Genomic DNA, 19290 nt, shown 5'->3' on the forward strand with positions numbered 1-19290 from the left:
ACACCCCTACTCGGTCCTGAGCCCGTCCGCCCGCATCAGGCGCCACAGCGGCGGCAGGCTCAGCAGCGTCACGGCCACGATGAGCCCTGCGCCGACACCGGTCACCGGCAGGAAGACCCACCAGTCCTCGACCTGCGCGCCGATCATCCTCAGGAGGACGAACCCGAGCCCGAGTCCGCCGATCACGGCGAGCGCGAGGCCCAGGAGGATCGGGATCGCCGTCTGCCACAGCACCGAGCAGCTCAGCGTGGTCCGCCGGGTCCCGAAGGCGACGAGCGAGGACAGCAGCCGCTTACGGTCCCGCAGTTGCTCCAGGGTCGTGACCAGCAGGGAGGCCGCCACGAGCAGCATCGTCGCCGTCGCGCCGACGAGGATTCCGGTGCGGACGCTGCTGAACTGCGTGTCCCGCTCGGTGTCCTGCAGGGCCCGCACCCACGCCAGCGGATCGACTCCGGCCGCCGTGTTCCGTACGTGCTCGGTGGCGTCGGGCACGGTGGGGTCGAGACGGACCAGCGCGGAGGCGTCCGGTGAGTCCAGGCGGTCGGTCTCGATCGCCGACGGGGTGGCGAGGATTCCGAAGCGGTATCCACCGATGGGGTCCGGGCGCGAGTCGACCGTCCGCGCCGTCTGCGGAAGGCGCCACGTCGGCACGGGCTTGCCCCGGTGGAGTTCGACGTCCCGCAGGGCGACCTCGGCGCCCGGCCGGGCCGTCTCCAGGATCCGGGCGTCCTCCGGGCCGCCCTGCGCGCCGTGCGGCAGGGCGATGAAGACGTCCCCGTCCTCGCAGGAGGGCAGCTTCGCCACCTCCCTGAGCGAGGAGCAGTCGCCGACACCGATCGGGAGGGTGGGTGCGAATTCCTCTCCCTGCTTCAGCGGCCCGGGCCGCCACACATGCGCGTCGATCGTGCCGATCACACCGGTGACGCCCCGGGTCTTCGAGAACTTCTCGATCATCTCCCGGGCCTCCCCGCCGTCCCTCGCGTCGATCCGGGCCTCCAGCTGGGCCCGTGCGGTGTCCTGTCCGGTCACGCTCACGAAGTCGTTCTGCATCGCGTGGAAGAGCATCTGGAGCGCGATCGCCCCGGCCGCCGCGACCACGATGCCGCTGACCGCCCTGGCGGCCGTACCACTGCTCAACTGCAGGCGACGGACGGCCAGCTGCCACGCCACCGGACCGCCGCTCAACCGCCGGACGACGGCCTCCACCAGCCAGGGGAGGAGCGTGGTCAGACCGACGAGGGCCAGCACCGAGCCCACGGCGACCCCGACGGTGTCGATCGCGGTGTCGCCCATGCCGATGTCGCCCGCCATCGGGACGAGCAGGGCCGCCCCGGCTCCGACGAGCAGCAGCCGCCACCACAGCCGGCGGGGACGCGGCGTCGCGGTACGGACCACCCCGAGCGGCTCGATCGCGACCCCGCGCAGCGCGACGAGGGTCACCACGACCGCCGAGACCGGCACGATCACGAGAATCAGTGCGGCGAGCGGGGCCAACGGCACCACGTCGGAGGAGAAGGCGTTGACGTCCCACACCGTGACCGTGCCGACGAACCGCCGCGCCACGGCGAAGACCCCGGCGCCGAGCGCGAGGCCGAGCAGCGCCCCGGCGAGGGACTCGCCCGCCGCGATCCGCCGGGTCATGGCGGTGTCCGCGCCCACCAGGCGGAGGGCGGCGAGCCGCCGGTCGCGCTGTTCGCCGCCGAAGCGGACGGCGGTCGCGATGAAGACGAGCACCGGCAGAAGCAGCACGACGCAGGCGATGAGGACGAGCAGGAGCAGGAAGGCGTTCAGCGGTTGGTCCGGCACCGACCAGCCGTAGCGCTTGCCCCGGCCGTCGTAGTTGTCGGTGGTGAGGATGTCGCTCCCGGCGACGTACCGCAGTTCGGTCGGGCCGATCAGCCCGGCCTGCCCGATCGTGCCGGTGATCCGGTACGGGATCCGCTCCCGCAGCAGCGCGCCGGCCGGGGAGGCGAGCAGCTCGCCGAGGGCGGGGGAGACCAGCATCTCGCCCGCCGCGGGCACACGCGCCGCGCCCGGGGGGACCGCGGTCCGCGGGCCCTCGGGTCGCAGCAGCATGCCGGTGACGCCCTGCCCGCGGTAGAGGGTCTGCTGCCGGAGGAAGAGAAAGGTGTCGGGCCCCGGTTCCGTGAGCATCTCGCCCGCGTGCACGTCCCGGGCGGCCTCCCGCACCTCCCGCTGGAACATCATGTTCGGGATCGACGCGGCCAGCAGCAGCAGGGCGACGCCGAGGCCGATGCCGGTGGCGGTCAGGGTTGTCCGGAGCCGGCTGCCACGCCCCCCGGTGACGGCGAACCGGGCACCCAGCGTCAGGTCTCGGGCCCAGGTACGGACGCTCATACCGCCCACTCCGTGTCCCGGACCGAGCCGTCGCGGACGACGACCTCGCGGTCGGAGTAGGCGGCGACCCGGGCCTCGTGGGTGACCAGGACCACGGCGGCTCCGGTGTCCCGGGCCGCGTCCGTGAGCAGCTCCATCACCCGCTCGCCGTTGAGCGAGTCGAGCGCGCCGGTCGGCTCGTCGGCGAAGAGCACCCGCGGGGCGCTGACGAGCGCGCGGGCGACCGCGACCCGCTGGCCCTGGCCGCCGGATATCTCCCCGGGCCGCTTGGCGCCGACCTCGTCGACCTCCAGGCGCGTCAGCCACTCGCGCGCCCGGGACTCGGCGCTCTTGCGCCGCTCGCCGTTCAGGCGCAGCGGAAGGGCGACGTTCTCGACGCAGGTCAGCTCCGGCACCAGCTGGCCGAACTGGAAGACGAAGCCGAAGTCGGAGCGGCGCAGCGCGCTGCGCTCGCCGTCCGACAGGGTGGTGAGTTCGCGTCCGTCGTAGGTGATGGTTCCGGCGTCGGGCCGGACGATCCCGGCGAGGCAGTGCAGCAGGGTGGACTTTCCGGAGCCCGAGGGGCCCATCACGGCGACGACCTCGCCGGCCCGGATGGCGAACTCGGCGCCCGAGAGCGCCGAGGTCGGCCCGTACGCCTTGTCCAGGCCGTCGGCCCGGAGCAGGGGGGTGGTGCTCATCGGCGGATCTCCTCGGCGAGGCGGTCGAGACGGGCGGCGGTCAGTTCGAGCCAGCGCAGATCGGCTTCCAGATGGAACAGCGCGTGGTCGCAGATCAGTTGGTCGGCGAGATCGCCGTCCTTCTTGCGCCGGGTCAGCTCCCGCATCAGCCGCAGATGCTCCGCGCGCTGGACGTCGAGCAGCTCGGCCGCCCCCCGTCCCGTGAGCAGCGCGAGGACGACCTTGGTGTAGAGCGTGGACTGGAGGTACGGCTCCGGCTTCTCGGGGCGGCGCAGCCACTGCTCGACGTCGGTGACGCCCGCCTCGGTGATGGCGTACCGCTTCCGCTCGGGGCCGCCGCCCGCCTCGATGCCGTCCACCTCGACCAGGCCGTTCTTCAGCAGCCGGGACATCGTCGAGTAGACCTGTCCGTAGTGCAGCGGCCGGTCGTGGCCGAATCTCTCGTCGAAGGCGCGCTTGAGGTCGTAGCCGTGGCGCGGACCGGACTCCAGGAGCCCGAGAAGGGTGTGCCCGATTGACATGGCACCACTGTACACCCGGTGTATACGCACGATGTATAGCTGTCGGACCGGCGGTTCATCCCTCGTACGGACGGACTGTGATCGGAGTCGCACAACCATCACGCGCTGTGGAGCGTCGGTTCCATAGGAGCGCGTGCTGATTCTCACGCCCGGAAAAGCCGGATCGATCGCCCTTTGTCGGAAAGGGCGGTGTTAGCTTGCTGAGCTGATTCGACGACGAGTGGAGCGACGGAAGACATGGGCCGAACGGAACGACAGGGGAAGAAGGGCGGGCGGATACGCCGTCTCTTCACCTGGAAGAAACTCCTGGGCACCTTCTTCGTCGGCTGCCTGCTCGCCATGGGCGCCTTCTACGCGGTCTACCTGATGGTCCCGGTGCCGGTCGCCAACGCCCAGGCCACCATGCAGAGCAACGTCTACAAGTACGCGAACGGCAAGATCCTCGCCCGTACCGGTGAGATCAACCGCGAGATCGTCGGCCTGGAGAAGATCCCGCTGGGCGTACAGAGGGCCTTCGTCGCCGCGGAGAACAAGACCTTCTACAAGGACAACGGCGTCGACATCAAGGGCACCACCCGGGCCGCGTGGAGCACCGTCAGCGGCAAGGGCAAGCAGGGTGGCTCGACGATCACCCAGCAGTACGTCAAGAACTACTACCTGAGCCAGGACCAGACGGCGACCCGCAAGCTCAAGGAGATCGTGATCGCGCTGAAGGTCGACCAGCGCATGAAGAAGTCCGAGATCCTCGCCGGGTACATGAACACCAGCTACTACGGCCGCAGCGCCTACGGCATCCAGGCCGCGGCCCAGTCGTACTACGGCATCGACGCCTCGAAGCTGAACGTCGCCCAGGGCGCCTACCTCGCCTCCCTGCTCCAGGCCCCCAACCAGTACGACTGGACCTCCGCCACGCCCACCGGCCGCAAGCTGGTCGAGGAGCGCTGGAGCTACACCCTCGACAACATGGTCGAGGAGGGCTGGCTCGACGCGACCACGCGCGCCACGCTGAAGTTCCCGGTGCCGCAGAAGGCCAAGGCGGCCCCCGGCATGGAGGGCCAGCGGGGCTACCTGGTCGAGGCCGCCAACCAGGAGCTGATGCGCCAGGGCATCCGCGAGGAGGACATCAAGGCCGGCGGCTGGACGATCACCCTCAACATCGACGAGAAGAAGCAGAAGGCGCTGGTCAAGGCCGTCGAGCGGCAGCTGGAGGCGAAGCTCGACCGCAAGGGCGACAAGAAGGACGCCACCGTCCAGGCCGGCGCCACCTCCGTCGACCCGAAGACCGGCAAGGTCGTCGCGATGTACGGAGGCATCGGGGCCACCGAGCACTGGACGTCGAACGCCACCCGCCGCGACTACCAGCCGGCCTCGACCTTCAAGCCGATCGTGCTCGCCTCCGCGCTGGAGAACGACGCCAAGACCCAGGACGGCCGCCGGATCGGCCTCGGCACCGTCTACGACGGCGACAGCAAGCGGCCGGTCGTCGGCAGCGACGTGCCCTTCGCTCCGGAGAACGAGGACGACAAGAGCCACGGCCCCGTCACCGTCCAGAAGGCCACCAACAAGTCGATCAACTCGGTCTACGCCCAGATGATCGTGGACGTCGGCCCCGGCAACGTGAAGAAGACCGCCCTCGACCTCGGCATGAAGGACGGCGTGGACTTCGACGAGGGGCCCGCGATGGCACTCGGCACCATGGGCGCCTCCACCTGGGACATGGCCGCCGTCTACGCGACGCTCGACAACCACGGCGTGAAGGTCACCCCGACCATCGTGAAGACCGCCGAGCACAAGGACCGCAAGGCCGATCCGGTGAAGCCGATCGGCGACCAGGTCATCAGCCGCGAGGCCGCCGACACCGTCACCAAGGCCATGACCGGCGTCGTCCGCGAGGGCTCCGGCTTCCGGGCGGCCGGCGACTACGCGGCCGCGGGCAAGACCGGCACCTCGGAGAACAACCGCTCCGCCTGGTTCGTCGGCTACACCCCGGAACTGGTCACCGCGGTCGGCCTGTTCGGCGAGGACCCCAAGGGCAACCAGGTCACCCTCACCGACACGATCAACGCCGGCCGCGCCAACGGCGGCAGGACCCCGGCCCAGATCTGGGGCGACTACACGACGGCCGCTCTCGGCGGGGGCTCCGACGCCCGCTTCGACCTGGAGACCGACGACGCGTCGGTCGTGGAGCCGGACCCGACCCCGTCGCGGACGACCGAGGCCCCGACCTCGACCCCGCCGCCCACCACCGGGTCGCCCGACCCGACGCCGCCGCCGAGCTCGACGGAGACCACGCCGCCGCAGCCGACGGACACGATCACGATCCCGCCGCCCCCGACGGAGACGACGGACCCGAGGCCGCCGACGATCGAACCGCCGGCCGACGGCGACGACGAACGACGCCCCCCGCTGTGACACCACGAAGGCCGGACCCGAAAGGGCCCGGCCTTCGTCGTACGGCTCCCGAGGTGCGTCCTGCTAGCTGGTGGGAAGCTCGAACCAGACCACCTTGCCGCCCGAGAGCCGGGTCGCTCCCCAGCGCCTGGCCAGCCGGTTCACCAGGAAGAGCCCACGCCCGCCCTCGTCGGTGTCCCGCGCCCGGCGCTGCCGCGGCAGCTGCGGGGAGTCGTCGCCGACCTCGCAGCGCAGGACGTCCGTCTTCAACAGCCGCAGGGTCACCGGCCGCTCCGCGTACCGCACGGCGTTCGTCACGACCTCGCTGATCAGCAGCTCGACCGAGTCCGAGAGCTCCTCCAGGTCCCAGCGGGCCAGCGCCCGCCGCGCGAGCCGCCGGGCCCGCCCCGGGGCGGCGTCCTCCGGTTCCAGGAACCAGTACGCCACGTCACTGGGGGCGATCCCGTCGAAGCGGGCCGCCAGCAGCGCGATGTCGTCGTCCCGGTCGCCCGGGCCGAGCATGTCGAGGACGTCGTCGCAGAGCGCCTCCAGCGGCGGCGAGTGATCCGGGCCGGTGAGCTGCGCGGTCGCCGCCAGGCGCTCGCGCAGCTGCTCGATCCCGGTCCACACGTCCCGCAGCCGGGACTCCACCAGGCCGTCCGTGTAGAGGAGCAGCGTGGCGCCGGCCGGGGCGTCCAGCTCGACCGCCTCGAAGTCGACCCCGCCCACGCCGATCGGCGCCCCCGGCGGGACGCGCAGGACCTCCGCCCGGCCGCCGAGGTGGAGCAGTATCGGCGGCGGGTGGCCGGCGTTGGCGATGGTGATCCGGTGCGAGACCGGGTCGTACACCGCGTACATGCAGGTCGCCATCCGGTCCTGGCCGAGCCGCTGGGCCTGCTCGTCCAGGTGGTGCAGCACCTCCTGCGGCGGCAGGTCGAGCCCGGCCAGAGTCTGCGCCGTGGTCCGCAGCTGCCCCATGATCGCGGCGGAGGTCATGGAGTGGCCCATGACGTCGCCCACGACGAGGGCGACCCGGCTGCCGGGCAGCGGGATCGCGTCGTACCAGTCACCACCGACCCGGGCCGTCTCGGCGGCCGGCAGATAGCGGGACGCCAGCCGGACGCCGGTCGGCTGCGGCAGCGAGTCCGGCAGCATCGTGCGCTGCAGCTCGTCGGCGATGTACGCCTCGCGGCCGTACAGCACCGCCTTGTCGATGCCGAGCGCGGTGTGCGTCGCCAGCTGGGCCGCCACCAGCAGGTCGTTGGGCTCAAAACCGGGCCGCTCGGGGCGCCGCAGGAAGACGGCGGCGCCGATCACCCGCCGCCGGCCGCGCAGCGGGGCCAGGATCGCCCGGTGCCCGCCGGGAACCGGGTGGTCCCCGCCGAGCAGCTCGGGCAGCGCGGCGCGGGCGGCGGCGGAGTCGCCGAAGACCGGCCGCACCCCGCGCAGCACCTCGGCGAGCGCGCCACCGGAGCGGACCTCGCACAGTTCGGCGGCCGGAGTCGGGTCGGGATCGGGTACGAGCATCAGCTCCTCGCCCTCCCCATCCGTTAAACGGAGCCGGTCGGTACGGCGCAGCCGCAGCACGAACGGCGCGACCGGCCGCTCGTCGCCCACCGGAAGCGGGTCGCGCAGATAGACCAGGATCGCGTCGGAGAAGGTCGGCACGGTCGCCCGGCACAGACCGAGCACGATCTCGTCGAGGTCTATCCCGCGCGCGATCCGCCGGGTCGCCGCGCCCACGAACCGCAGCCGGTCGCCCTCGCGCCGCGTCGCGGCGAGGTCCTGGACCGGGGCGCCCTGCGCGGCGGTGACCGCCATCGCGGCGGACGCCGTGCCGGACTGCGTCGGCGCCCCGCCGCCGGGCGGCGTCACGGGGACCGCCGCGACCGGCGGACCGGCCTGTGCCGGCAGGACGGGCCACTCGGAACCGGAATCCTCCCCCGACGTGGACGTAGACGCGGAGGTGGGTGCGGGGCGCGTGTCGGCTCCGCCCCCCGCGGCGGCGTGTCCCTCACCGGACGTGGGGCCGACGGGAGAGTCGTGCTCGGGCGCCGGACCGCCGTGCGCGACCGCCCGCGACCGCCCGGCGGACGGGCCGGGCTGCCCCGGCACCGGCACGTCGGCGGCCGCCGGACCGCCCGCCTCGGCCGCTTCCTGGCGGGGGCGGGTGCGCTCGTGCGACCGGGCAGCCAGCGGCTGCCGGCCTTCGTGGGAGGTGGGATGCTCCGTCACGCGTGGGATTCCGTCCGTCCGGGCCGGTGGTGCGATGCACTCGCTCTTCTCGCCGATGCCGCGCCTTCACCGGGGATAAACCCCTGGCACGCGGTGGATGTGAATGCCCCGCGAGCAGCGGCTACGACAGGGGTGGGCACACCCGGGCACACGTCCGGCACTGCTCTCCCCCTCAAGAATGACTTACGGTCAGGTCCTGCGCTGCGCTCTGTGGTTGACGCCTCGTTCGGTTGATCACCGCCTTGCGGAGGACGATCCTACGTTTGCACCCCGGGGGCGCATCAAGGGTCTCACGGTGCCGTGTGCGCCGGAGTGCGGTCCCAGTCCGCCGGGAGCTCGGGCACGGTCCAGCCGGGATCGGGCCGCCAGTCCTCCCAGCCGTCGGAGAACGGCGCGCCCCACGCCCGGATCACCTCGACTGCGGCGCGGCCCGCGTCCCGGACCCGCGCGGCCTGCGACGCGTCCATCAGACCGGCCCGCTGGGCCTGCGCGAACTCGTCCTCGTCCCGCCACAGCCAGCTGCGGTCGGGGTAGACGGAGATGTCGAGGAAGTGGTCCTCGGAGTCGATGCCACCGGACCACCGGGTGCGCGGCTCCTCGAGGTTCACGTACCAGCTGCGGAAGCGCCAGCCGCGCTCCCAGAACAGCCAGACCGACCAGGGCTCCCCGGGCCGGGCCAGCTTCAGGACGCCCGTACCGAACCAGCGGGAGCGTTCGATGGTGCGCGGGGCGGTGTAACGGGTGGCGAGCGGCTCCTCGTGGACGGGAGTCCCGTCGGCGAGCACCGGCCTGACGCACTCGGTACCCGGCGCCATCCAGACGGCGAGCAGCTCGGAGGTGTCCTGCACGACGGTCACCGGCCGGCAGATGTGCACCGCGCCGGAGCCGTTGCCGCGGTAGCGCCAGAGGATGTGCTCCCCCGGCGCCCAGTGCTGAGGGCCGCCCGATCCTGTCATGCGCAGATCTTAGGGGCGGGCCCCCTCCCGCGCTGCGGCACAGGTCACGGATGAGTCATACGCAGCACGTCGAGCGCTTCGTCGAGTTGTTCGACGGTGAGGTCGCCCTTCTCGACGTACCCGGAGTCGAGCACCACCTGACGGATCGTCTTCCGCTCCGCCAGCGACTTCTTGGCCACCTTCGCGGCCTCCTCGTAACCGATGTACTTGTTCAGCGGGGTGACGACGGAGGGCGAGGACTCGGCGTACTCCCGGGCCCGTTCGACGTTGGCGGTGATGCCGTCGACCGTCCGGTCCGCGAGCAGGCGCGAGGCGTTCGCCAGCAGGCGTACGGACTCCAGGAGGTTCTTGGCGATCACCGGGAGCATCACGTTGAGCTCGAAGTTCCCGGCCGCGCCGGCGACCGCCACCGTGGTGTCGTTCCCGGTCACCTGCGCCGCCACCATCAGGACGGCCTCGGGGATGACCGGGTTCACCTTGCCCGGCATGATCGACGAGCCGGGCTGGAGGTCGGGGAGGTTGATCTCTGCCAGGCCCGTGCGCGGGCCGCTCGCCATCCAGCGCAGATCGTTGGAGATCTTCGTGAGACCGACGGCGATGGTCCTGAGCTGGCCGGATGTCTCCACCAGGCCGTCCCGGGCGCCCTGCGCCTCGAAGTGGTCGCGGGCCTCGGTGAGCGGCAGACCGGTTGCGTCGGCGATCTCGGCGATGACCGCGGCGGAGAACCCGGGCGGCGTGTTGATGCCGGTGCCCACCGCCGTACCGCCGAGGGGGAGTTCGGCGAGCCGGGGCAGCGAGGCGCGCAGCCGCTCGACCCCGTACCGGACCTGGGCCGCGTAGCCGCCGAACTCCTGCCCGAGCGTCACCGGCGTCGCGTCCATCAGATGCGTACGGCCGGACTTCACCACGTCCGCGAATTCGGCCGATTTCCGCTCCAGCGAGGCGGCCAGATGGTCAAGCGCCGGGATCAGATCATGGGTGACGGCGGCCGTCGCGGCGATGTGGATCGAGGAGGGGAAGACGTCGTTGGACGACTGGGAGGCGTTCACATGATCGTTGGGGTGGACGTCCCGGCCCTCGGGGAGCCGCTCGCCGGCCAGCGTGGCGATGACCTCGTTGGTGTTCATGTTGGACGACGTGCCCGAGCCGGTCTGGAAGACGTCGACCGGGAAGTGCTCGTCCCAGCGGCCTTCGGCGACCTCGGCCGCGGCGTCGCGGATCGCGTCCGCGAGGTCCCGGTCGATCACCCCGAGCTCGGCGTTGACCTTGGCGGCCGCGGCCTTGATCCGGGCGAGGGCCTCGATGTGGGCCCGTTCCAGCCGTTGCCCCGAGATGGGGAAGTTCTCCACCGCCCGCTGGGTCTGCGCCCGCCACTTGGCGTGCGCGGGGACCCGCACCTCACCCATCGAGTCGTGCTCGATCCGGTACGCCGTGCTGTCGTCACTGCTCTTGTCGGCCATGTCGTCAACCTCCATGCAAAGTTGAGCACTTGTCTTGTTCTGCCTATTCCCATTGCGCTTACCGGCCAGTAAAAACCGTGGGTAACCCCACTTCCAGGAGGCGCAATGAGGCGCACCAGGCACAGACTCCGTTGGGTGATCGCGGCCACGGCCGCGGCCGCCGCGGCGTTCGGATCGACGGCGGCCGCCGTACCCGCCGGCGCGGCCGAGGCCACACCCCGCACCGCTTCCTCCGTACCGCTCAGCCCCGAGCTCGAGGCGATCCGGGCCGCCGAGGCCACGAAGATCTACGGAAGCCCGGAGGAACGGCCGCTCGCCCAGCGCAGGACCGGCCTGATCTCGCTCGGCGACAGCGAGATCTCCGGCGAGGGCGTCGGCACGTACGAGCCGCCGACCAACGGACCGACCAACTGGTGCCACCGCTCGCCCGAAGCCGCCGTCCACCGCACCGGGATCCCCGCGGACCTCACGTTCAACGTGTCCTGCTCCGGCGCCTACAGCGGCAACATCAGGATCGGCGGCTCGAAGCAGTACGCCGACGAACTCGTCCAGAGCGACAACCTCGCCATCAAGGCCCGCAACACCCGGATCAAGATGGTGCTGCTCGTCGCCGGCGCCAACGACGACCTGCAGTTCGGCCCGGTGATGACGGACTGCGTCACCCGGTACCTGACCCTCCAGGGCCCCTGCGAGCCGAAGTACGCCCCCGGCTGGCAGGCTCGCGTCGACGCGCTCGTCCCCAAGGTCGAGCAGACCGTACGCGACCTGAAGACCGTGATGCGCGACGCCGGGTACGCCGACGGCGACTACAAGCTCGTCGTCATGGGCTACCCGAGCCCCATCGGCCCCGACTTCCACGACAACCCGAACTTCCCCGGCAAGGTCTCCTGCGGCGGTCTCGGCTACGACTCCGACACCGTCTGGGGCCGCAACACCGCGGTACCCGCCTTCGAGCGCGGAATGCGCAAGGCGGCCGCGAGCACGGGCGCGACCTACCTCGACAACTCGCGGCTCTTCCACGGCCACGAGGTCTGCATGGAGGACCCCTGGGCCCGGGGCCTGTACATCGACCTCTCCAAGCCCGGTACCCCGGACGAGAACTCGGTCCGGCAGTCCTTCCACCCCAACGCGCGCGGCCACGCGGCCTTCGCGTCCTGCCTCACCCAGATCTACGACTCCGGTCTGCGCGAGGCCAGTTGCGCGGACGTCAACTCCAGCGGCAGGCCGACCCTCGTGCCGTACGCCTGGGACGACGTCTACAAGCCGCTGAGGAACCAGGCCACCGGGAACTGCGTGGACGTCGACGCGGCCTCCTCGAGGAACGGCACCGCCGTGCTCGGCTGGGACTGCCACGGCGGCCGCAACCAGGGCTGGTGGTACGACTCCGCGCGGCAGACCGTCCACACCGAACTCACCCAGGACCGGTGCCTGGACGTGCCGGGCGCGAAGTACCAGGCGGGCACGGCGCTGATCATCTGGAACTGCTCGGGCGCGGCGAACCAGAAGTTCGTACGGGACGGGTCCACGATCCGTCCGGCGGCCGCGACCGGGCTCTGCCTGACCCAGGCGGCGGCGAAGGAACCGCTGCGGCTGCGGAGCTGCGACGGCTCGGCGAACCAGAAGTTCGCCTAGATCGAACCGACCGAACCGTGGCCCCCGATACGGGGCGGGGGCCACGGCTCGGCTCAGAGCGACGTCACGCTGGAGCGGGCCAGTTCGTACGCCGGGAGCATCTCCCGGTGCTCCTGCGTGTCGAGCCCTCCGAGGTGGACGATCACGACCCCCTTCGGGGTGGAGACGGCGAACGCCCGCTCCTCCTTGGACTCCTCCATGATCTCGTTGTGGACCGTGTACGTCACCTCGGTGGCGGGCAGCGCACCCGCCTTCGTCTCCTTGTAGACGACCTTCGAGGTGTTCTCCTCGGCCTTCACGAACCCTTCGAGCGCCGTACGGGCCTCGCCCTTGCCCGCGCTCCAGACCCGCAGATAGCCGATGTTGCCGGCCGGCTTCGCGTCGATCTCGCAGACCATCGTGGCCGGTCCCTGCTTGCCGAGCGCGGCGAAGACCTCGTCGTCGGTGGCCTGGACGGCCTTCGGCTTCCACCGCGCGGCGAGGTCGAAGGAGACCGGGAGCGGGCAGGCGGTGCCAGGGGCGCCGAGGGAGGCCCTGGCGGCGGCCTTGGGGGCGGCCGTGGGCCGCGCGGCGGAGTCCTCGGCCACATGCGGCGGCACGGGGTCGGCGGCGCAGCCGCCCAGCAGCCCGGCCGCCGTCAGCGCGGCGAGGGCCGGTGCCAGGGTCCGTACCCGTAGGTGATGTCTCATGCGCGCCAGCGTATCCAGGGTGACCTGGCCCTCTACCGGCGCGTCGCCCGAAGGGACCGGTCACCGAGCGGGCCGTGGGCGACCGTCCGACAATGAAGACGATCCGAAAGGGTTGCCGAAGGGGGGAGTTCCGACACCCAGTCCCACGCCCAGGAGGCAGGACATGCCGACCGCGTACCCCCGCAGCTTCAGGAGAATCGGTGCACTCGGCGCCTGTGTGGCCGCAGCCGTCGCCCTCAGCGCCCCGTTCCCCGTTTCCGCCGCTCCCGCCGTTCCCGCCGCCGAGACCGTCTTCACTCTCTATGCCAAGGAGGTCCCGTCCGGTGGGAGCGGTCAGACCGATCAGCCACCCGAGGTGGGGGACGACGTCAGCTTCGCCAGCGACCTCTACCGCACCAAGGGCGGCGAGAAGGCCGGCCGGGACGGTGTGACCTGCACGGTGGTGCGCGCCGGGTCGGCGGGCGGTGACCTGCACTGTGTCGGCACCTTCGTCCTGACCGGCGAGCGCGCCGGACAGCTGACGGGTCAGGCGCTGATGGCGTTCACCTCGTCGAACCAGCAGCCGGCCGCGTTCGACATCGCCATCACCGGCGGAACCGGCGACTTCAAGGACGCGCGCGGCTTTGTCCGCTCGACCCCGGACGGGGACCACGAGCGCCTGGAGTTCCGCGTCACCAACTGACCGCAGGCCGGAGGGGCCCCGGACCGGGGCCCCTCCGGCCTGCGAGGGATCAAGATCAGCCCAGGCCCGGACCGCGGACCGGGATGTGGGTGAAGGTCGGCTCGGGGGCCGGGTTCTGGAAGAAGTCGTTGCCCTTGTCGTCCACGACGATGAACGCCGGGAAGTCCTCGACCTCGATCTTCCAGACGGCCTCCATGCCGAGCTCCTCGTACTCGACGACCTCGACCTTCTTGATGCAGTCCTGCGCGAGGCGCGCCGCCGGGCCGCCGATCGATCCCAGGTAGAAGCCGCCGTGGCTGCCGCACGCGTCCGTGACCTGCTTCGAGCGGTTGCCCTTGGCCAGCATGACCTTCGAGCCGCCCGCGGCCTGGAACTGCTCGACGTACGAGTCCATGCGGCCGGCCGTCGTCGGGCCGAAGGAACCGGAGGCGTACCCCTCCGGGGTCTTCGCCGGACCGGCGTAGTAGACCGGGTGGTCCTTCAGGTACTGCGGCATCTCCTCGCCCGCGTCGAGGCGTTCCTTGATCTTCGCGTGCGCGATGTCACGGGCCACGACCAGCGGACCGGTCAGCGAGAGACGGGTCTTGACCGGGTACTTCGTCAGCTCGGCGAGGATGTCGTCCATCGGCTGGTTCAGGTCGATCTTCACGACGTCACCGTCCGTGGAGAGGTGCTCGTCCGTCGTCTCCGGCAGGAAGCGCGCCGGGTCGGTCTCCAGCTGCTCCAGGAAGACGCCCTCGGCGGTGATCTTCGCGACGGCCTGACGGTCCGCCGAGCAGGACACGGCGATGGCGACGGGCAGGGAGGCGCCGTGGCGCGGCAGGCGGACCACGCGGACGTCGTGGCAGAAGTACTTGCCGCCGAACTGCGCGCCGATGCCGATCTTCTGCGTCAGCTCGAAGACCTTCTCCTCCAGCTCCTTGTCCCGGAAGCCGTGGCCGAGCTCGGAGCCCTCGGTCGGCAGCTCGTCCAGGTAGTGCGCGGAGGCGTACTTCGCGGTCTTCAGCGCGAACTCGGCCGACGTGCCGCCGACGACGATCGCCAGGTGGTACGGCGGGCAGGCGGCCGTGCCGAGCGAACGGATCTTCTCCTCCAGGAACGTCATCATGCTCGCCTCGTTGAGGACGGCCTTCGTCTCCTGGTAGAGGAAGGACTTGTTGGCGGAGCCGCCGCCCTTGGCCATGAAGAGGAACTTGTACGCGCCGCCGTCGGTCGCGTACAGCTCGATCTGCGCGGGCAGGTTCGAGCCGGTGTTCTTCTCCTCCCACATGGTCAGCGGGGCCATCTGCGAGTAGCGCAGGTTGAGCTTGGTGTACGCGTCGAAGATGCCCTTGGACAGGGCTTCCTCGTCCTTGCCCCGGGTCAGCACGTTCTGGCCGCGCTTGCCCATGACGATCGCCGTGCCGGTGTCCTGGCACATGGGCAGGACGCCCGCCGCGGCGATGTTCGCGTTCTTGAGGAGGTCGAGCGCGACGAACTTGTCGTTGCTCGACGCCTCCGGGTCGTCGATGATCCGGCGCAGCTGGGCCAGGTGGGCCGGGCGCAGGTAGTGCTGGATGTCGTGGATCGCCTCGGCGGCGAGCTGCCGCAGCGCCTCCGGCTCGACCTTGAGGAACGTACGGCCGTCGGCCTCGAAGGTGGAGACGCCTTCGGCGGTCACCAGGCGGTAGGGCGTGGTGTCCTCTCCCAGGGGGAGCAGTTCGGAGTACGCGAACGCAGGGCCGGGGGGGCGGGAAACAGGGGGCATGACGGCGGCCATTCCTCACTCGGCAGACAGCAGCGCCACCTCCATTGGCGGCGCGCCCTCCAGCGTAGAACGCGGGCGCCGCCCCGATCCTGTGAGGTAAGGCTCACTACGGACCGGGACCGCGCCGGTGTGGAGTGTTTGCCGGGAGGCGTCGATCGGACCGTGCGACGACGAGTGGCCGCGAGTGGCGACTCTCGGCCGCGCCCCCTAGTCGCGATCTATCGCGTTTCGCTACGCTGGCGTCGTGGACCTCGAAAAGCAGCCCCAGAAGCCGGTCGCCCCCGCCGAGCCCGCTCCCGCCCCGTCGGCTCCCGCCGCTCCGGGGGACTCCCTGCGCGCCTCGGACGCGGACCGGGACCGGATCGCGGACATCCTGCGGGACGCGCTGGCCGAGGGCCGGATCGACGCCGAGGAGCACTCCGAGCGCCTCGACGCCGTCTATCGCGCCAAGACCGTCGGCGAGCTGGAGCCGATCGTCCGCGACCTCCCCGCAGGGGCGGGCGCCCGCCGGGAGCCCGAGCAGGCGTACGCGTACGGCCCCGAGGACACCTCGGGTCCCGCCGACAACCTGGTCGCCGTCTTCTCCAGCTCCACCCGCAAGGGCCGCTGGCGGGTGGGCCGCAGGACCAACGCCTTCGCGCTCTTCGGCAACATCGAGATCGACCTGACCGAGGCGCTGTTCGCCCAGCGGCTGACCACCGTCAACGCCACGTCGATCTTCGGCAATGTCGAGGTGCGCGTCCCGGAGAACATCAGCCTGCGCGGGAACGGCTCCGGCATCTTCGGCAACTTCGAGGTCGTGACCCTGGAGGCCGCGGACCCGCAGGCCCCGGTCGTCGTGATCAACGGCTACTCGATCTTCGGCAACGTCGAGGCGAAGCCCAAGCGCGGCAAGTGGATCACCGACCTGCAGAACCACCTGCGCAAGCACCTCGGCCACTGACCGGTCACGCGGGCGGCGGGTGACCGGAATCCGCCCCTGAGGCTCCGCACTCCGGAACTCGGCCGCACGCAGTGCATAGGCGCACGCACAGCGGGTAAGGCTGGTGCATCGTCTCTCGCTCGCGAAGCCGTCGTCAGGAGTAGACCGTGCTGCATCCGCCGCATCAGCCCCTCCAGGTCGCTGCCGTGCCGTCCCAGCGCGCTCCCGCGCGGGAGGACGAGGCCGGCCCCTGGCACACGGAGGCGGTGTGCCGCCGGGACGAGGCCGGGCTGTTCTTCGCCCCCTCCAAGGAGCCGACGGCCGCCCGGCTGTCGCGTGAGGAGGCCGCCAAGCGGGTCTGCGCCCGCTGTCCGGTCATGGTCGAGTGCCGGGAGCATGCGCTGCTCCAGCCGGAGCCGTACGGCGTGTGGGGCGGGCTCACCGCGGCCGAGCGCCGTGTCGTGCTCGCCCGGCGACGGCGGCGCGAGGTGGAGCTGAGGAAGGCGGCTGCGGACCAGATCGCCGCGGCGGGCTGACGGCTCCGATCGCCGGCCGTACGGGAAGGGGCGCCCCCACCGCACAGGGGGGCGCCCCTCTTCGTACCGCTGTCGGTACCGGTTCCGGACCTGCTTCGGCCTGCCGGCCTGCTTCGGCCTACTTCGCCCGGTCGAAGTCGATCTTGCTGTACGCGCGCAGCTTGGACAGCCGGTGCGTGGAGTCGATCTGCCGGATCGTGCCGGACTTCGAGCGCATCACCAGCGACGACGTGGTCGCGGTCTCCGAGCGGTAGCGGACGCCGCGCAGCAGCTCGCCGTCCGTGATGCCGGTGGCGACGAAGAACACGTTCTCGCCGCTGACCAGGTCGTTCGTGGAGAGCACGCGGTCCAGGTCGTGGCCCGCGTCGAGCGCCTTCTGCCGCTCGGCGTCGTCCTTCGGCCACAGCTTGCCCTGGATGACACCGCCGAGGCACTTGATGGCGCAGGCCGAGATGATGCCCTCGGGCGTGCCGCCGATGCCGAGGAGCAGGTCGACGCCGGTGCCCTCGCGGACGGCCATGATCGAGCCGGCGACATCGCCGTCCGAGATGAACTTGATCCGGGCGCCGGTCTCGCGGATCTCCTTGACGATGCCCTCGTGGCGCGGGCGGTCCAGGATGACGACCGTGACGTCCTCGGGGGACATGTTCTTGGCCTTGGCGACCCGGCGGATGTTGACCGAGACGGGGGCGTTGATGTCGACGAAGTCGGCGGCCTCGGGGCCGGTGACGAGCTTGTCCATGTAGAAGACCGCGGACGGGTCGAACATGGTGCCGCGGTCGGCGGCGGCCAGGACGGCGATCGCGTTCGGCATGCCCTTGGCGTTGAGGGTGGTGCCGTCGATCGGGTCGACCGCGATGTCCACCTCGGCGCCGGTCCCGTCGCCGATGCGCTCCCCGTTGTAGAGCATGGGGGCTTCGTCCTTCTCGCCCTCGCCGATGACGACGACGCCGTTCATCGAGACGGTGGAGACGAGTGTCCGCATGGCGTTGACCGCCGCGCCGTCCGCGCCGATCTTGTCGCCGCGGCCGACCCAGCGGCCGGCGGCCATGGCGGCGGCCTCGGTGACGCGCACCAGCTCCAGGGCGAGGTTGCGGTCGGGGGCCTCGGGGGAGACCTCGAGCTCGGACGGCAGATGATGCTCGGTCATCGGAGCGCACCTTTCTGTACGGCGACGGCCGTAGATAAAGAGGGTGGGGCGACTCTATCGGTACGTCGACAAATTGAGCAGAGGGGCCCACGTATGAGCACAACACCATGATGCGACCATGGGGGCGTGGCAGGTATGCGAGGCAGGCAGACGGTACGCGGGATGTTCCAGTCCCTCGCGGTGATCATGGTCGCCGCGGGCGTGATGTATCTCTTCATCCCGCACGACGAGGACGCGAACCCGGTCCAGGCGAAGGACTACCGGGTCGAGCTCCTCACGGCACAGCGGGCGGCGCCGTATCCGGTGCTGGCCCCCGAGGGGCTCGGTGAGGGCTGGAAGGCGACCGTGGTCTCGTACAAGCGCGAGCAGGACGACGCCTGGCAGCTGGGCTTCCTCGACCCGGACACCCAGTACGTGGCGGTCCACCAGTCGACGGCGGAGCCGAAGCACTACATCCCCGACGTCACCCAGCAGGCCAAGAACTCCGGGAAGACCCAGACGGTCGCCGGTCAGGTCTGGCAGCGCTGGGAGGGGCCGAAGTACGACGCCCTGGTCCGCACGGACGGCGGTGCCACGACGGTGGTGACCGGGACGGCCTCGTTCGAGCGGTTGGCCGAGATGGCGGGCGCGCTGCGGTCGCAGAAGGCGTAGGGACACGCGAAGAACCCCCGGACTCGTGGAGTCCGGGGGTTCTTCGCGTGTCCTACGTCGGCGGACGGGGCTCAGACGGTGGTGACGACCTCGTCGAAGGCCAGACGCGGAGAGCGGGGGAACCAGGCGTCCTCGCCCGGCTTGCCGATGTTGACGACCATGAGCGGGGTGTGGTCGTCGTCCAGGAACTCCTTCTGGAGCCCGGCGAAGTCGACACCGGTCATCGGGCCGGCGGCGAGGCCGGCGGCGCGGACGCCGACGATGAAGTAGGCGGCCTGGAGGGCGGCGTTCAGCAGGGCGGAGCCCTCGCGGACTGGGCGCTCGGCGAAGAACATGTCCTTGGCCTGCGGGAAGTGCGGGAGCAGGGCCGGGAGCTCCTCGTGGAACTCGTTGTCGGCGGAGAGGATCGCGACCAGCGGGGCGGCGGCGGTCTTCGGCTGGTTGCCCTCGGCCATGTGCTTGACCAGGCGCTCGCGGGCCTCGGGGGAGCGGACCAGGGTGATGCGCAGGGGCGACTGGTTGAACGCGGTCGGCCCGTACTTGACCAGGTCGTAGATCGCCTGCACCTGCTCGTCGGTCACCGGCTCGTCGGTGAAGCTGTTGGCGGTACGGGCCTCACGGAAAAGGAGGTCCTGGGCGGCGGGGTCAAGAGCGAGGGACATCTGCGTACCTTCCGGACT

At 71.1% G+C, this 19290-nt stretch carries 16 protein-coding genes; 6 read left to right on the forward strand and 10 right to left on the reverse strand.

The annotated features are described in order from the left end of the window. Positions 1 to 6 precede the first annotated feature (6 nt). From ACFYV5_RS29920 to ACFYV5_RS29930, 3 genes are read right to left on the reverse strand one after another with little or no spacing between them, the layout of a single operon-like run. Positions 7 to 2358, reverse strand: a complete 2352-nt coding sequence (locus tag ACFYV5_RS29920) for an FtsX-like permease family protein (RefSeq protein WP_389173484.1) — start codon at positions 2356 to 2358, stop codon at positions 7 to 9. Beyond that, on the reverse strand, positions 2355 to 3038 hold the full coding sequence (locus ACFYV5_RS29925; RefSeq protein WP_355105712.1) for an ABC transporter ATP-binding protein: 684 nt from the start codon (positions 3036 to 3038) through the stop codon (positions 2355 to 2357). The genes ACFYV5_RS29920 and ACFYV5_RS29925 overlap by 4 nt, the downstream gene beginning before the upstream one ends. Then, positions 3035 to 3559, reverse strand: a complete 525-nt coding sequence (locus ACFYV5_RS29930) for a PadR family transcriptional regulator (protein ID WP_355105714.1) — start codon at positions 3557 to 3559, stop codon at positions 3035 to 3037. The genes ACFYV5_RS29925 and ACFYV5_RS29930 overlap by 4 nt, the downstream gene beginning before the upstream one ends. 237 nt (positions 3560 to 3796) lie before the next feature. On the opposite strand from ACFYV5_RS29930, the gene ACFYV5_RS29935 reads away from it, so the two are divergent. Continuing rightward, positions 3797 to 5971, forward strand: coding sequence for a transglycosylase domain-containing protein (locus ACFYV5_RS29935; protein ID WP_389173487.1), 2175 nt, complete (start codon positions 3797 to 3799; stop codon positions 5969 to 5971). 63 nt (positions 5972 to 6034) lie between these two features. On the opposite strand, the gene ACFYV5_RS29940 is transcribed toward ACFYV5_RS29935, so the two are convergent. From ACFYV5_RS29940 to ACFYV5_RS29950, 3 genes are all read right to left on the reverse strand, one after another. Beyond that, positions 6035 to 8185, reverse strand: coding sequence for a SpoIIE family protein phosphatase (locus ACFYV5_RS29940; RefSeq protein WP_389173489.1), 2151 nt, complete (start codon positions 8183 to 8185; stop codon positions 6035 to 6037). Positions 8186 to 8475: 290 nt separating this feature from the next. Further along, a complete protein-coding gene (locus ACFYV5_RS29945; protein ID WP_389173491.1) occupies positions 8476 to 9141 on the reverse strand; it encodes a DUF402 domain-containing protein in 666 nt (221 codons plus the stop codon). Between the two features lie 44 nt (positions 9142 to 9185). After that, positions 9186 to 10601 carry a class II fumarate hydratase gene (locus ACFYV5_RS29950; RefSeq protein WP_389173493.1) on the reverse strand — a complete coding sequence of 472 codons (1416 nt, stop codon included), beginning with the start codon at positions 10599 to 10601 and terminating at the stop codon, positions 9186 to 9188. 105 nt (positions 10602 to 10706) lie between these two features. Between ACFYV5_RS29950 and ACFYV5_RS29955 the strand changes: the two genes are divergently transcribed. After that, positions 10707 to 12233, forward strand: coding sequence for a ricin-type beta-trefoil lectin domain protein (locus ACFYV5_RS29955; protein WP_389173495.1), 1527 nt, complete (start codon positions 10707 to 10709; stop codon positions 12231 to 12233). Between the two features lie 53 nt (positions 12234 to 12286). On the opposite strand, the gene ACFYV5_RS29960 is transcribed toward ACFYV5_RS29955, so the two are convergent. Then, positions 12287 to 12922 (reverse strand): lipoprotein, encoded by a 636-nt coding sequence (locus ACFYV5_RS29960; protein ID WP_389173497.1) that lies wholly within the window; start codon positions 12920 to 12922, stop codon positions 12287 to 12289. Between the two features lie 163 nt (positions 12923 to 13085). Here ACFYV5_RS29960 and ACFYV5_RS29965 point away from each other — a divergent pair, with 163 nt between their 5' ends. After that, positions 13086 to 13604: a hypothetical protein gene (locus ACFYV5_RS29965; RefSeq protein WP_389173499.1), complete on the forward strand. Its 519-nt coding sequence runs from the start codon at positions 13086 to 13088 to the stop codon at positions 13602 to 13604. Positions 13605 to 13659: 55 nt separating this feature from the next. On the opposite strand, the gene ACFYV5_RS29970 is transcribed toward ACFYV5_RS29965, so the two are convergent. Then, positions 13660 to 15351 (reverse strand): fumarate hydratase, encoded by a 1692-nt coding sequence (locus ACFYV5_RS29970; RefSeq protein ID WP_389173501.1) that lies wholly within the window; start codon positions 15349 to 15351, stop codon positions 13660 to 13662. A 244-nt stretch (positions 15352 to 15595) separates the two neighbouring features. Here ACFYV5_RS29970 and ACFYV5_RS29975 point away from each other — a divergent pair, with 244 nt between their 5' ends. Together ACFYV5_RS29975 and ACFYV5_RS29980 are read left to right on the forward strand one after the other, a co-directional pair. Further along, positions 15596 to 16294, forward strand: coding sequence for a DUF1707 domain-containing protein (locus ACFYV5_RS29975; protein ID WP_389173503.1), 699 nt, complete (start codon positions 15596 to 15598; stop codon positions 16292 to 16294). A gap of 146 nt (positions 16295 to 16440) precedes the next feature. After that, a complete protein-coding gene (locus tag ACFYV5_RS29980; RefSeq protein ID WP_355105734.1) occupies positions 16441 to 16809 on the forward strand; it encodes a WhiB family transcriptional regulator in 369 nt (122 codons plus the stop codon). A 118-nt stretch (positions 16810 to 16927) separates the two neighbouring features. On the opposite strand, the gene glpX is transcribed toward ACFYV5_RS29980, so the two are convergent. Continuing rightward, positions 16928 to 17959 (reverse strand): class II fructose-bisphosphatase, encoded by a 1032-nt coding sequence (gene glpX / locus ACFYV5_RS29985; RefSeq protein WP_158989935.1) that lies wholly within the window; start codon positions 17957 to 17959, stop codon positions 16928 to 16930. 135 nt (positions 17960 to 18094) lie between these two features. On the opposite strand from glpX, the gene ACFYV5_RS29990 reads away from it, so the two are divergent. Beyond that, positions 18095 to 18610, forward strand: a complete 516-nt coding sequence (locus ACFYV5_RS29990) for a DUF4245 domain-containing protein (RefSeq protein ID WP_389173583.1) — start codon at positions 18095 to 18097, stop codon at positions 18608 to 18610. A 71-nt stretch (positions 18611 to 18681) separates the two neighbouring features. On the opposite strand, the gene ACFYV5_RS29995 is transcribed toward ACFYV5_RS29990, so the two are convergent. Beyond that, positions 18682 to 19272 (reverse strand): malonic semialdehyde reductase, encoded by a 591-nt coding sequence (locus ACFYV5_RS29995; protein WP_389173506.1) that lies wholly within the window; start codon positions 19270 to 19272, stop codon positions 18682 to 18684. Positions 19273 to 19290: the final 18 nt, after the last annotated feature.

It is taken from the genome of Streptomyces sp. NPDC003035 (genome assembly GCF_042888285.1).
GTDB lineage: Bacteria > Actinomycetota > Actinomycetes > Streptomycetales > Streptomycetaceae > Streptomyces.

Coding starts and splice junctions, on each gene's coding strand:
- ACFYV5_RS29920 (WP_389173484.1), bottom strand. CDS start 2,358: ATGAGCGTCCGTACCTGGGCCCGAGACCTGACGCTGGGTGCCCGGTTC.
- ACFYV5_RS29925 (WP_355105712.1), bottom strand. CDS start 3,038: ATGAGCACCACCCCCCTGCTCCGGGCCGACGGCCTGGACAAGGCGTAC.
- ACFYV5_RS29930 (WP_355105714.1), bottom strand. CDS start 3,559: ATGTCAATCGGGCACACCCTTCTCGGGCTCCTGGAGTCCGGTCCGCGC.
- ACFYV5_RS29935 (WP_389173487.1), top strand. CDS start 3,797: ATGGGCCGAACGGAACGACAGGGGAAGAAGGGCGGGCGGATACGCCGT.
- ACFYV5_RS29945 (WP_389173491.1), bottom strand. CDS start 9,141: ATGACAGGATCGGGCGGCCCTCAGCACTGGGCGCCGGGGGAGCACATC.
- ACFYV5_RS29950 (WP_389173493.1), bottom strand. CDS start 10,601: ATGGCCGACAAGAGCAGTGACGACAGCACGGCGTACCGGATCGAGCAC.
- ACFYV5_RS29955 (WP_389173495.1), top strand. CDS start 10,707: ATGAGGCGCACCAGGCACAGACTCCGTTGGGTGATCGCGGCCACGGCC.
- ACFYV5_RS29960 (WP_389173497.1), bottom strand. CDS start 12,922: ATGAGACATCACCTACGGGTACGGACCCTGGCACCGGCCCTCGCCGCG.
- ACFYV5_RS29965 (WP_389173499.1), top strand. CDS start 13,086: ATGCCGACCGCGTACCCCCGCAGCTTCAGGAGAATCGGTGCACTCGGC.
- ACFYV5_RS29970 (WP_389173501.1), bottom strand. CDS start 15,351: ATGCCCCCTGTTTCCCGCCCCCCCGGCCCTGCGTTCGCGTACTCCGAA.
- glpX (WP_158989935.1), bottom strand. CDS start 17,959: ATGACCGAGCATCATCTGCCGTCCGAGCTCGAGGTCTCCCCCGAGGCC.
- ACFYV5_RS29990 (WP_389173583.1), top strand. CDS start 18,095: ATGCGAGGCAGGCAGACGGTACGCGGGATGTTCCAGTCCCTCGCGGTG.
- ACFYV5_RS29995 (WP_389173506.1), bottom strand. CDS start 19,272: ATGTCCCTCGCTCTTGACCCCGCCGCCCAGGACCTCCTTTTCCGTGAG.